Annotated in this window: 9 protein-coding genes; 4 read left to right on the forward strand and 5 right to left on the reverse strand. The window is 59.0% G+C overall.

Annotated elements, in window-relative coordinates; all coding sequences use genetic code 11:
- Window positions 1–19: 19 nt before the first annotated feature.
- Window positions 20–1,504: a UbiD family decarboxylase gene (locus tag INF68_RS04810; RefSeq protein WP_126786895.1), complete on the reverse strand. Its 1,485-nt coding sequence runs from the start codon at window positions 1,502–1,504 to the stop codon at window positions 20–22.
- Window positions 1,505–1,616: 112 nt separating this feature from the next.
- On the opposite strand from INF68_RS04810, the gene INF68_RS04815 reads away from it, so the two are divergent.
- On the forward strand, window positions 1,617–2,501 hold the full coding sequence (locus tag INF68_RS04815) for a LysR substrate-binding domain-containing protein (protein ID WP_109844135.1): 885 nt from the start codon (window positions 1,617–1,619) through the stop codon (window positions 2,499–2,501).
- Here the strand turns inward: INF68_RS04815 and INF68_RS04820 are convergent.
- From INF68_RS04820 to INF68_RS04835, 4 genes are all read right to left on the reverse strand, one after another.
- Window positions 2,492–3,403 (reverse strand): LysR family transcriptional regulator, encoded by a 912-nt coding sequence (locus tag INF68_RS04820; protein WP_126786894.1) that lies wholly within the window; start codon window positions 3,401–3,403, stop codon window positions 2,492–2,494. The genes INF68_RS04815 and INF68_RS04820 overlap by 10 nt on opposite strands.
- 1 nt (window position 3,404) lies before the next feature.
- Complete coding sequence (locus INF68_RS04825) at window positions 3,405–4,391, reverse strand: MBL fold metallo-hydrolase (RefSeq protein WP_126786893.1); 987 nt, start codon at window positions 4,389–4,391, stop codon at window positions 3,405–3,407.
- 141 nt (window positions 4,392–4,532) lie between these two features.
- Window positions 4,533–5,282: a 5'-nucleotidase, lipoprotein e(P4) family gene (locus tag INF68_RS04830; protein ID WP_227412795.1), complete on the reverse strand. Its 750-nt coding sequence runs from the start codon at window positions 5,280–5,282 to the stop codon at window positions 4,533–4,535.
- Window positions 5,283–5,368: 86 nt separating this feature from the next.
- Window positions 5,369–5,896, reverse strand: a complete 528-nt coding sequence (locus tag INF68_RS04835; RefSeq protein ID WP_029741295.1) for a GNAT family N-acetyltransferase — start codon at window positions 5,894–5,896, stop codon at window positions 5,369–5,371.
- Between the two features lie 132 nt (window positions 5,897–6,028).
- Here INF68_RS04835 and treZ point away from each other — a divergent pair, with 132 nt between their 5' ends.
- From treZ to glgX, 3 genes are read left to right on the forward strand one after another with little or no spacing between them, the layout of a single operon-like run.
- Window positions 6,029–7,816, forward strand: coding sequence for a malto-oligosyltrehalose trehalohydrolase (gene treZ, locus INF68_RS04840; RefSeq protein WP_126786890.1), 1,788 nt, complete (start codon window positions 6,029–6,031; stop codon window positions 7,814–7,816).
- Window positions 7,813–10,281, forward strand: a complete 2,469-nt coding sequence (gene treY / locus INF68_RS04845; protein ID WP_126786889.1) for a malto-oligosyltrehalose synthase — start codon at window positions 7,813–7,815, stop codon at window positions 10,279–10,281. The genes treZ and treY overlap by 4 nt, the downstream gene beginning before the upstream one ends.
- 15 nt (window positions 10,282–10,296) lie before the next feature.
- Window positions 10,297–12,372, forward strand: coding sequence for a glycogen debranching protein GlgX (gene glgX / locus INF68_RS04850; protein WP_126786888.1), 2,076 nt, complete (start codon window positions 10,297–10,299; stop codon window positions 12,370–12,372).
- Window positions 12,373–12,374 lie beyond the last annotated feature (2 nt).

Below are 12,374 nucleotides of genomic sequence, written 5' to 3' on the forward strand. Positions count from 1 at the left end.
TTAACGTGGCCTTTTGTCATTATTTCTCGTTAAACAGCTCCGGCGCCCACGGACGAGGATCCACCTCCATAAACGGCGCGCGCTCGAAGCGGTCCTTCAGCGCCCACGGCACCGTGCAGTCGAAGATGGTCTTGCAGGAGATGCCGTTTGCACGAATTGAGGTGCTGTAATCCGGCGACTGGGACGGATCCAGCTGGTGACCGCGGATCCCCGGAATATTGGTGATGCTGACATCGCCCTGCATGCGGGTGGTCATCGCCCACAGGATGTCGTCGCTGTCGAAAATATCCACGTCTTCATCGACCAGAATGATGTTCTTCAGCTCCGAATAGGTGGCTAAGGCAATGAGCGCCGCCTGGCCCTGACGTCCTTCGTCTGACGGCTGGCGTTTTTTCACCTGCAGGATCCCGAGGAATTTACCGCCGCCCGCGGTATGCGCATAGACGTTTTGCAGGAAGCCCGGAATCGCCTCTTCAACGGCATTGCGGATGCTGGCCTCCGTCGGTAAACCGGCCAGGGTGGTATGCTCTTCTCCTGGTCCCACCAGCGTTTGCAGGATCGCGTGGTTTCGCATGGTCACCGCTTTCACTTTGATCACCGGCAGGGACGGGTTCGCCTCGCCGCAGTAGCCCGGGAACTCCGGCATCGCGTGGCCGGTATTGGTGTGCTGATCTTCTCTTACGCGCACGCCCGGCAGCAGTTCGCCCTCGATGATGATTTCCGCCCGCGCGATTGCTTTCTCTTTTACCGCCACGCCCTGCACCAGTTCGACCGGCTGCTGGCGCAGCGCCCCGGCGACGCCCAGCTCGTTGTAGCCAAACGGCGTGGTGGGCGCCTCAAAGCACGCGCCGATATAGATGGCGGGATCGATCCCCATGTTGATCGTCACCGGCAGCGGCTTCCCGGCCTCTTCCGCCTTTTTGCGGAAGACTTCAATGTGGCGACCGGCGGCAAGGAACATGGAAAGCTCGTCGCGCTCCTGGACGCAGAGGCGGTGAATGGTGACATCCGTCAGCGAGCTGTCTTCCGGATCGCTTGCCAGCACCAGCCCCAGACAGAAGAACGGGCCGGCATCAATCGGCGTGTTTGTCGGTGCCGGAAGCAGCTTGCGCAGGTCGAAGTCAGGGTCGTCTGCGTAGAATACCTGTTCCTGGCAGGGCGCCTGCGAGGCCGGAACGACAACCGGCGCAACCGGCTTTTTCACCGCCTGGCCGACGTGTTTTGCCAGCTCAGAGGGCTCGCAGCCAAGAAGCAGCGCCGCGCGCTCGCGGCTGGCGTGCATGCCCACCAGGATGCGGGAGCCGGGATAGCCCTTCACGCAGTTAAACATCATGGCCGGGCCAGTACGGGTAGGACGTTTTACCGTGCCGCCCGCGCCGATATGGCGGTAGACTCCCGCCAGCTCCGCGTTGGGATCGACCGGATAATCGGTTTCAAGATACTGCCCTTCGTGGCGCTGAAGCAGGGCGATGGCGCTGCGGAGATCGTTGATCGGGTTTTCCATATTTTCCTCCCTCGTTTGAATACCTCCATTTTTATGGCAATGACCAATAGCATCAATTGCATCATTACTGCTAAATTGATAAGTAAATCCATATCAAAAAAGGAAGCGTTCCGTGCAGTTTCGTCAGATGCGCCACTTCATCGTGGTGGCCGAAGAGCTCCACATGCACCGGGCCGCTGAGCGTCTGAACATGGCGCAACCGGCCCTGAGCCAGCAGATAAAGGCGCTGGAAGAACGTTTAGGCGTCACGCTCTTTAGCCGGGCGAACCGCCGCTTAACCCTGACGCCCGCGGGTGAAGCATTTCTGGTGAAAGCCAGGCTCGCCATTTCCCTCACCGAGCAGGCGGTTCTGGACGCCAGGCAAACGGCAAGAGGCGAGCAGGGGGTATTAAACCTGGGGTGCGTGTCGAGCGCGATGTTCGACGGCAGGCTGCCCACCGCGCTGCGCCAGATGCACACGCGCTGGCCGGCCATTACCATGTCGCTGGTGACGGGAAACGTGCAGACGCTCTACGCGGCCGTGCAGAGCAACCAGCTCGATGTGGCTATTATCCGGGCGCCGCTGCCGTCGCTGCCTGACGATCTGCAAAGCCGCCCGTTCGCCTCGGAGAAAACGGTGCTGGCGCTGTATCGTCAGCATCCGCTGGCGGGATCTTCCGCGCTAACGCTTTCGTCGGTGAAGGACGAAAAATGGATCTCCCTGCGCGACCCGGAGGGAATGGGGCTGGAACAATACTTTTATGACGCCTGCAGCGGGGCGGGCTTTCAGCCGGACGTGGTGCAAAACGCGACCGACGTGCCCACGGTGATAAGCCTGGTCTCGGCGGGGTTTGGGCTGGCGCTGCTGCCCGCCTCGGCAAAGGCGGTGAGCGTTGAGAATGTGGTTTACGTGGACATCCTCGACCGGCTCCGTGAAAGCGAGCTGACGCTGGTTTGTCAGCGGATTATCCGATCAGAAGTGCTTAAAAAGTTTCTGGTTACGCTCGATCACGCCTGACGTCCGGCGGCCTGCAGCAGCTGCTCGCGCAGCCAGGCGTTCGCCGGATCCTGGCTGTTTTTCGGGTGCCAGTACATGTAGATGGTAATCGGCTGGAGCGGCAGCGGCGGCGCAAAGAGATCCAGCGTGTTGGCAAACTGTTTCAGCATCCGTTCCGGCAGGGTGCACACCAGGTCAGTACCGGCAACAAGCGCAGGCGCCACGGCGTAGCTCTGCGTGGACATCGCAACGCGTCGCTGATAGCCCAGCCCGGCGAGGGTTTGATCGACAAAGCCGGTAAACGGATCCCCAGCCGATGACACCACCAGATGAGAAAGCGCGCAGTAGCTATCCAGATCTAACAGACCCGTTCCGCGCGGATGGCTTTTACGCTGGGCGGTGGCAAACGCATCGTCGAGCAGTTTGCGCCTCACCCAGCCGTCATGGGCGCCCGCGCTTACGCCGATGTAGATATCCACATCTCCGTTTTCCAGCTGCTGCGGCAGTTCAGACATCTGTGGCAGGGCGAAGCGCAGGCGAATATCGGGAGCAGCGGTACCCACCTGGTTAAGCAGCCCGGTGCCCAGCATCAGCGCCGGGTTTTCGTGCAGGGCGATAACAAAGGTCCGGGTACTGGTCTGGGCATCAAACGTGGTGGGGGCAAACAGCGCGCTGATGCCGCGCAGCACGCTCTCCACCTGAGGCTTAAGCGCTTCCGCTCGCGGCGTGGGCAGCACCCCACGTCCATGTGGGGAAGGAATAAACAGCGGTTCGCCAAACAGCGTTCGCAGACGCGCGAGACGAGCGGACAGCGCGGGCTGGCTGATGCCCAGCCGCGCGGCCGCATGGGTGATATTCCTGTCCTGAAGCAGGGCGTCCAGGGTCAGGATCAGGTCGATGTCCATGTCAGAGCTGGGCGTCATCTTATTTCGCGCTGCCGGCGTCCCGGTTGGTATAGGTCACAGGGACCCAGGCATAGCCGCCGTTTTCGCCTTTGGTGACATAGCCGATACCCGGGAACGGCAGATGGGGCGCGGCGACCAGGTCTTTATTTTTCACAAAGTCCGCAAACGCATGTTCGCGCACGCTTGCCGCTTTGTTCTGATCTTCATCGTAGGTAATGGTCACGTCAGGCTGCGGGAACTGTACCGCCGCGGCATGAATGATGTCGCCGACAAAGGTGATCTTCTCGCCTTTGCTCGTCAGCGTGTAGAAGGCTGAGCCGGGCGTATGGCCGGGATGAACCGTGCCGGTGAGCCCCGGGAGAATCTCCGAAGTGCCGCTAAACGGCACCACTTTACCGGCGTCAAGATAGGGTTTTAAGGTCTTCTGCGCGACGTCAAAGTAGTTCCTGCCGTAGCCGGTTTTTTTCTGATTCTCGTCATTAAAGAAAAAGTCGACGTCCGGTTTGCCAACGAAAACGCGCGCGTTGCTGAACACCACCTTGCCGTCTTTCACCAGGCCGCCCGCGTGATCGGAGTGGGCGTGGGTCAGCAGGACTTCAGTAATGTCCTCGGGTTTAATCCCCTGGGTGGCGAGGCTCTCAATCAGACGTCCGCCGTTGCCGGGGCCAAAGAGCTGGCCTGAGCCCGTATCCACCAGAATTTTATGTCCGGGCATCGCAATCAGGAACGCGTTAATGGACACTTCAGGCGGGTTGGTCTGGAAATTCTTCGCGAGCAGCGCATCGATTTTTTGCGGCGTTGTCCGGCGCAGCAGCTTGTGTAGATCCTGCGCGACGGTCCCGTCCGTAAACGAGGTGACCAGAACGTCGCCGACCTGAACGCTGTATCCGCCCGCCGGTTGTTTAACGACGTGCTGGGGCGTCTCTGCCGCCGCCTGCAGCGCAGGGTAGAAAAGCAATGAACTGGAAATCAGCGTAGAAAGAGCAAGTTTTTTCACGGTAAGCATACGAGTCTCCTTTGAAAGCGCTCATCTTACTTCTTCGTAAAATTATAAGAACCTGCCCAGAAATGATAGGACCTATAAACGCAGTGGATAGCACAGCGCAGAAGCCGGGTGGCGATGCTGCCTTTCCCGGCTCGTAACACGTTATTTTTTCAGAGGTGCGTTCCAGCTGTCCGGCGTGGCTTTGGACCAGGAGCCATAAGCGGCATTTGGCAGCACAATCCAGTCGTTACCGAAGTGTTCCGCGCTGGCCTCAACCAGCTCACGCTGCTGCTCGCTCGGCTTTTTATTTTTAAACTGCACGGCGAAATCCGGCAGGCTGTCGCCAAAAAGCATCACGATCTGCTGCTTTTTGAGGATGCTCTGGCGACGCTCTTCCTTGCTGACCGTGTCCAGAAGCACGCTTTCATCGGACACCTGCGGAAGTCCCAGAGCTTCTAACGTCCTGAGCGTATCGGCTTTGTTTTCCTGCATGCGGTCCGAGACGTAGTAGATACGGACCTTGCTTTGATTCACATGGTCAAGAAACGCTTTCGCGCCCGGAATTAAGCCGGGTTTTCCCTGTTTTTCCCAGTCGCTCCAGGTGTCCCATTTTGTATAGTCGTGACACTGTTCGGTGTCGCGCACCAGCAGAGGGGTGTTATCAAGTACCGTTTCATCCAGGTCCATAACCACGGCGTAATTTTCAGGCGTTTTCAGATCTTTTAACTTTTCGTTGAAACGCTCGGTGGCAAACCGATACGTCTGCAGCTGAAGAGCCACGATCTCTGCCGATTTCTGCTGATAGCGCAGCGCCATTTCGTACGCTTTGGGTTCACACAGATCGCCCCCGGCGGCCGTCGCCGCTGCCGTTGCACTCAAAACAGGTAATGCCAGCAGTAATGCCTTAGCCATTGAATTCACACTTTTTTCCTCAACACCCTTGTTAAAATCCCGAAAGCGTAATGAAATTCAATGACAGAAATATGAAGGCCGTGCCGTTAGACCAGCATGTAATACCAGAACAGGGCGATCTCGTCTTTTTCCGGTAAGGCGTTGTAGAGATAACGATCGTATCCGCCCAGGGTAAACCCGTAGTTGCGGTAAAACAGACAGGCAGAAACGTTCACATTTTGTGTTTCAAGCCGTAATCCCGGCGCGTTTACGCTGCGGGCCCAGACGTGGGCGGCGGCCATCAATTTTTGCGCGGCGCCGGTTCTGCGTTTTGTACGCTCAACGGCAATATAATCCACTGAGATAAATTTATTCCAGCCGATCGAAGCGGTAATAAATCCTGCAATTTCACCGTCATCCGTTTCGGCAATAAGAAATATGGCGTCCGGATTAACGCAGTGGTTTTCAAGGGTTTGGATATCGAGCTCGTAGGTTTTAATCCAGGGCACGGCGACGGCTTCGATATGCAAATCGCAGTGGATAAAGGGCTCTCGCGCAATGTGGCTAATGGTGAAAGAAAAGTCACAGCATTCAAGGCGCGTGAGGTCGGTACTGAGTCCTTTTCGAATCTGCATAGTATTCCCGGTAGTGAGTAATTTCATAAAGAATAGACGAAGCGGTTAAATTCGCTGGCCTAACACACTTTTAATCCTGAACTAAGCTTGTACTTCGTTCCGCGTAAAATGTGGGTCATTCGAGGACAATGAATGGAATTCAGGACATTTCAAAAGCAGTGGGGTGCTGAGTTTATTTCCGATGACGTTGTACGTTTTCGCGTCTGGGCAGAAGGACAGAAAGAACTTACGCTACGTCTGGCGGCCGCCGACGTGCCGATGACGGCAGCTGGCGACGGCTGGTTTCAGGCAGACGTATCCGGCGTCACGCACGGTGCAGAATATCAATTTGTTCTGCAGGACGGCATGACGGTGCCCGATCCCGCCTCGCGCGCGCAAAAAGGAGACGTTAACGGCCCCTCCATCGTTATCGATCCCCAACGCTACCAGCCGCTCAACCGGGACTGGGCAGGGCGGCCGTGGGAAGACACGGTTATCTACGAGCTGCACATCGGCACGTTTACCCCTGAGGGCACCTTCCGGGCCGCTATCGACAAGCTGCCGTATCTGGCTGAGCTCGGTATTACCCAGCTTGAAGTGATGCCCGTCTCTCAGTTTGGCGGTACCCGCGGCTGGGGGTATGACGGCGTGCTGCTGTACGCCCCGCACTCAGCCTACGGTACGCCGGAGGATTTCCACGCGTTTATCGACGCCGCGCACGGGCTGGGGCTTTCCGTGGTGCTGGATATCGTGCTTAACCACTTCGGCCCCGAGGGGAACTATCTGCCTCTGCTGTCGCCCTCGTTCTTTGATGCAGATCGGATGACGCCGTGGGGCAACGGCATCGCTTACGAACGCGAGCCGGTGAGGCAGTACATCACCGATGCGCCGCTCTACTGGCTGACGGAGTATCGTCTGGACGGCCTGCGCTTTGACGCCATCGACCAGATTAAAGACAGCGCTGAGACGCACATTCTGGAGGAGATTGCCGCTAAAATCCGCGAGGCGATCCCGCACCGCCACGTTCACCTGACCACGGAAGACAGCCGCAACGTGATTTTCCTGCATCCGCGCGATGAACAGGGCAACACGCCGCTGTTCACCGCCGAGTGGAATGATGACTTCCACAACGCTGCCCACGTGTTTGCCACAGGCGAGAGCCACGCGTATTACCAGGATTTTGCCTTTGAGCCGGAGAAAAAGTTCGCCCGGGCGCTGGCGGAAGGCTTTGTCTACCAGGGCGAGATTTCGCTGCAAACCGGCGAATCCCGCGGGGTGGAGTGCCAGACGCAGCCGCCGCAGTTCTTCGTCGATTTTATTCAGAACCACGATCAGACCGGGAATCGCGCCCAGGGCGAGCGGCTGATCGCCCTGGCCGGTGCCGACAAGACGCGGGTGCTGCTTGCCGCGCTGCTGCTTTCTCCCCATATCCCGCTGCTGTTTATGGGCGAGGAGTTTGGGGAAACGCATCCGTTCCTGTTCTTCACCGATTTTCACGGCGATCTGGCAAAGGCGGTGCGGGAAGGGCGCGCGAAAGAGTTTACCGGCCATGCCGGGCACGATGAAACCGTCCCGGATCCGAACGACGTGAACACCTTCATCCGTTCAAAACTCGACTGGAATAAGATTGCCACCGACGAAGGCAAAACGTGGCTGCGCTTCACGCGCCACCTGCTGACGCTGCGTCATCGCCATATCGTTCCGCTTCTGCGTCATAGCGGCGCCGTTGAGGGCAAGGTAATTAAGACCGCGCCAGGCATGGTGGCGGTGAGCTGGCATTTCCCGTCAGGGACGCTCTCTCTGGCGCTGAATATCGGTAATAAGCCCGCCGCGCTGCCCGATCTCGCGGGTGAGACGCGCTTTGCCTGGCCGGAAGTCACTGACGTTTTACCGCCGAACGGTATTGTCGTTCGCTTTGCTGATGGAGAAGCATCGTTATGATCCCTTCCGCCACGTACCGTATTCAGTTCCGCAATGGCATGACCTTCGACCGCGTTGCGGCGCTGGTGCCTTACCTGAAAGATCTCGGCATCAGCCATCTCTACGCGTCGCCCGTATTTACCGCCACCGCGGGTTCCACCCACGGCTATGACGTGACCAACCCGAATGAAATTGACCCCGCACTCGGCGGACGAGACGGTTTCGACCGCATGGCCGCGGCGCTTAAGCAGGCCGGCATGGGGCTGATTCTGGACATTGTCCCGAACCATATGTCCACCTCGCTGGAAAACGCCTGGTGGCGGGACGTAATTGAATACGGCCAGCAGAGCCGCTATTTCCGCTATTTTGATATCGACGGTTCGCGCCCGCTAACGCTGCCGTTCCTCGGCGACACCTTTGAGGCGGAGCTGGAGAAGGGGGCCATCACCCTGAAGAGTGACACTGTCACGGGAAAGGCCTCTCTGGTCTATTACGACACGGCGTATCCGCTCAACCCCGGCACGTACAGCGAGGATAAGAGCATCGCTGAACTGCATGAAGCGCAAAGCTGGCGGCTGATGTCCTGGCGGGAAGCGCCGAAGCAGCTCTCGTGGCGGCGCTTCTTTGAGATAACCGGGCTGGTCGGCGTTCGGGTTGAAGATGACGCAGTCTTCGACGATACGCACCGGCTGATCCTTGAGCTGGTCCACGCGGGCGTGGTGGATGGTCTGCGCATTGACCATGTCGACGGTCTGGCGGATCCGCTGGGCTATTTGCAGCGCCTGCGGCAGGCGGCCGGGCCCGACTGCTACATCACGGTCGAAAAGATTCTCGCCAAAGGGGAACAGCTCCCCGCCGACTGGCCGGTATCCGGCACCACCGGCTACGAGTTTATCGCCTCGCTGGCGGAAGTGCTGGTCGACGATGATAACCTGTCGCGCCTGGAGACCATCCACGGCGAAACGCTGGGGATAACGGTCGATCGCCACGCGGAACTGCGCGATGCCAAGGGCCTGATGACCGATCGCAATTTTGAGGGTGAGTTCACCACGCTGCTTAACCTTGCTGACGATCTGGCCCGCCGCAATGAGGTTGCGCTGCTGCGCGAGGAGATCCGCCACGCGCTGCGCGAGCTGCTTATCGCCTTTCCGGTCTACCGCACCTACGGCACCCGGGAGGGATTAACCCCGCCTGACGTGGCGCTGCTTAACCGCGTGGTTGCCAGCGTGGAGACGTCGGAAGCGGCGCTGAGCCTGCTTGTGCGCATTCTTACCGGCGACCTGCCGGAAGATTGTCGCGAGTCCGCCGCGCTTTTCAGAACCCGCTTCCAGCAGCTTACCGGGCCGCTGATGGCGAAGTCCGTTGAAGACACGCTGTTCTTTCGCCACAACCTCGAGCTGGCGCTCAATGAAGTGGGCGCCGACCCGACGCCGCGCGCGTTTTCATTATCCCGCTTCCACCAGGAGATGCGCATTCGTCTGGCCCGTCAGCCCGACGCGCTGCTGGGCACCTCAACTCACGATACCAAGCGCGGGGAAGACGCCCGGGCGCGACTCTACACCCTGACGGAAGCGCCGGAACGCTGGGGCGAGAACCTGGCCCGCTGGCGACAGATGAACCAGACCCAGGTGCGTTTTCTCAATGACGGCACCGCGCCGAACGCTGCCGATACCTGGATGATCTATCAGGCGCTGGCGGGCGTCTGGCCCGCCACGCTGTCTCCGGACGACGCCGAAGGGCTTGCATCCCTGGAAGCGCGTTTTATCGGCTTCCTCGAGAAAGCGCTGCGCGAGGCAAAACAGCGCACCGACTGGATCGACAGCAACGAGAGCTATGAGAGCGTGGTGCTGAGCTACGCGCGGCACCTGCTTTCGCCGGACAATGCGCTGTTCCTGCATGATTTTAGCGAGGCGATGCAGCCCTTTATCCGGGCCGGGCTGATGAACAGCCTCAGCCAGACGGTGATCAAGCTGACGGCTCCCGGCGTGCCGGATATCTATCAGGGCAGCGAGGCGCTTAACTTTAGCCTTGTCGACCCGGATAACCGGCGGGAGCCGGATTTTCCGACCCTGGTGCAAAATCTCAGCGCGGCGGATGCCAGCGTGTTTGACAATCCGGCCGGCTGGCGAGACGGGCGCGTTAAGCAGTTCGTCACCGCCACGCTGCTGCGGCTGCGTCCGCATTACGACGCGCTTTTCCGCTACGGCGACTGGCTGCCGCTTAAGGTCTCCGGCGAGCGCGAGGAGAATCTGATTGTCTATGCGCGCGTTAAGGACGAGGAGGCGCTGATTGTCGCCGTGCCGCGTCTGGTTTTTGATGTCACCGATAATCATCAGCTGTGGGTCAATACCACAGTGGCGATACCCGAGGAGCTGGCGGGGAAACGCTATCGGGATCTGTTCAGCGGTGAGAGCCGCATTCTGCAAGAGACGCTGGATTTAACGTCAGAAAAGGGATGTGTACTGGTTCTGCTTACCTGCGAATAATCGTGGAGAACGAAAATGGCAAAGGATACTACGTTTGAAATTCGGGCCGGTCATGGCCAGCAGTTGGGGGCGAATTATGACGGGAAGGGCGTCAACTTCGCGCTGTTCTCCGCTCACGCCGAGCGGGTGGAACTCTGTCTGTTTGATCCGTCCGGGAAAAACGAAATCGCCCGGCTGGAACTGCCGGAATATACCCATGAGGTCTGGCACGGCTATGTGCCGGATCTGAAGCCCGGCGCGCTGTACGGCTATCGCGTCTACGGCCCTTACGATCCGGAAAACGGTCACCGCTTTAACCCGCACAAGCTGCTTATCGACCCCTACGCTCGAGAACTGGTTGGCGATATCGACTGGAACGATGCCCATTTCGGCTATGAGCTGGGGCATGACGAATTAGATTTAAGCTTTGATACGCGCGACAGCGCGCCGTTCACCCCGAAATGCAAGGTCATCGACCCGAACGCCTTTGACTGGCAGGACAACAGCCGGCCAATCGTGCCCTGGCCGCATACCGTCGTCTATGAGAGCCACGTGAAGGGCTTTACCCAGATGAACCCGGCCATTCCGCCGGAGCTGCGCGGCACGTTTGAGGGGATGGGACACAAAGCCTCGGTCGACTACATCAAGAGTCTTGGTATCACCTCGGTGGAGCTGCTGCCTGTTCACTGGTTCCCCGACGACCAGCACCTGCTTGACCGCGGCCTGAAGAACTTCTGGGGCTATAACACGCTCGGCTTTTTTGCTCCGGCGTCGCGCTACTACGGCCCGGCGGGGATCCAGGGCTTTCGCGACATGGTGCGCGCGTATCACGATGCGGGCATCGAGGTGATTCTGGACGTGGTGTACAACCACACAGCGGAAGGAAATGAGCTTGGCCCCACGCTCTCGTTTAAGGGGATTGATAACTACAGCTATTACCGCACCCTGCCGGACCAGCACCGGTACTACATCAACGACACCGGGACGGGAAATACGGTCAATACCTCGCACCCGCGCGTGCTGCAGATGGTGATGGATTCGCTGCGCTACTGGGCGGAATCGATGCATATTGACGGTTTTCGTTTCGACCTGGGGACGATACTGGGCCGCGAGCCGGAAGGGTTTGATCCGCGCGGCGGTTTCTTCGACGCCATGACTCAGGATCCGGTGTTATCAAGACTTAAGCTGATTGGTGAACCCTGGGATATTGGACCCGGCGGGTATCAGGTCGGCGGTTTCCCGCCGGGCTGGGGTGAATGGAACGACAAATACCGTGATACCGTACGCGAGTACTGGAAGGGTGATAACGTCTCCAACGACTTTGCCGCACGCCTGCTGGGCTCCGGGGATCTGTACGATCTGCGCGGGCGTCGTCCGTGGGCCAGCGTTAACTTCATCACCGCTCACGACGGCTTTACGCTGAATGACCTGGTGTCGTACAACGAGAAGCACAACGCCGACAACGGCGAGGACAATAACGACGGGCATAATGACAATCGCTCGTACAACTATGGCGAAGAAGGGCCGACGGAGAACCCAGATATTATTGCTACCCGCGAACGGCAGAAGCGTAATTTCCTGACCACGCTGCTGTTTTCCCACGGCACGCCGATGCTGCTGGCGGGGGACGAGTTTGGCCGCACGCAGAAGGGCAACAACAACGGTTACTGCCAGGACAGCGAAATTTCGTGGATCGACTGGAACGGAATAACCGAAAAAGACGCTGCGCTGCGCGAGTTTACCCGACGGCTCATTGCGCTTCGCGCATCGCAGCCGTTATTGCGCCGTGAAAGCTGGCGCGACGGGCTGGAGATCCGCTGGTTCAATGCCGGAGGCGGCCCGCAGCAGGCCGAGCAGTGGGATGAAGGCTCAACGCTCGGCGTCTCCATCAGCAGGCCGGATCTCAGGCAGGAGGACGGCATCTGGCACGACGTGCTGATGCTGTTCAACCCGTTTGAAGGCACCGTGCCGTTCCAGATCCCGCAGTTTGGCGAAGGGGGATGGGTGCTGGAGCTGTCTACGGCAGATGGCGCTGCCACCGGGACAGCGTTCACCGAAACCGTAGAGTACGAACTGGCCGGACGCAGTATTACGCTGTTCAGACGTCCTTAGCC

Source organism: Enterobacter cloacae complex sp. P16RS2 (assembly GCF_014982155.1).
GTDB classification, from domain to species: domain Bacteria; phylum Pseudomonadota; class Gammaproteobacteria; order Enterobacterales; family Enterobacteriaceae; genus Enterobacter; species Enterobacter cloacae_M.

Excerpts from the sequence above, each read along its gene's own strand:
- INF68_RS04810 (WP_126786895.1), bottom strand. The coding sequence starts at position 1,504 with ATGGAAAACCCGATCAACGATCTCCGCAGCGCCATCGCCCTGCTTCAG.
- INF68_RS04820 (WP_126786894.1), bottom strand. The coding sequence starts at position 3,403 with ATGACGCCCAGCTCTGACATGGACATCGACCTGATCCTGACCCTGGAC.
- INF68_RS04825 (WP_126786893.1), bottom strand. The coding sequence starts at position 4,391 with ATGCTTACCGTGAAAAAACTTGCTCTTTCTACGCTGATTTCCAGTTCA.
- INF68_RS04830 (WP_227412795.1), bottom strand. The coding sequence starts at position 5,282 with ATGGCTAAGGCATTACTGCTGGCATTACCTGTTTTGAGTGCAACGGCA.
- INF68_RS04835 (WP_029741295.1), bottom strand. The coding sequence starts at position 5,896 with ATGCAGATTCGAAAAGGACTCAGTACCGACCTCACGCGCCTTGAATGC.
- treZ (WP_126786890.1), top strand. The coding sequence starts at position 6,029 with ATGGAATTCAGGACATTTCAAAAGCAGTGGGGTGCTGAGTTTATTTCC.
- treY (WP_126786889.1), top strand. The coding sequence starts at position 7,813 with ATGATCCCTTCCGCCACGTACCGTATTCAGTTCCGCAATGGCATGACC.
- glgX (WP_126786888.1), top strand. The coding sequence starts at position 10,297 with ATGGCAAAGGATACTACGTTTGAAATTCGGGCCGGTCATGGCCAGCAG.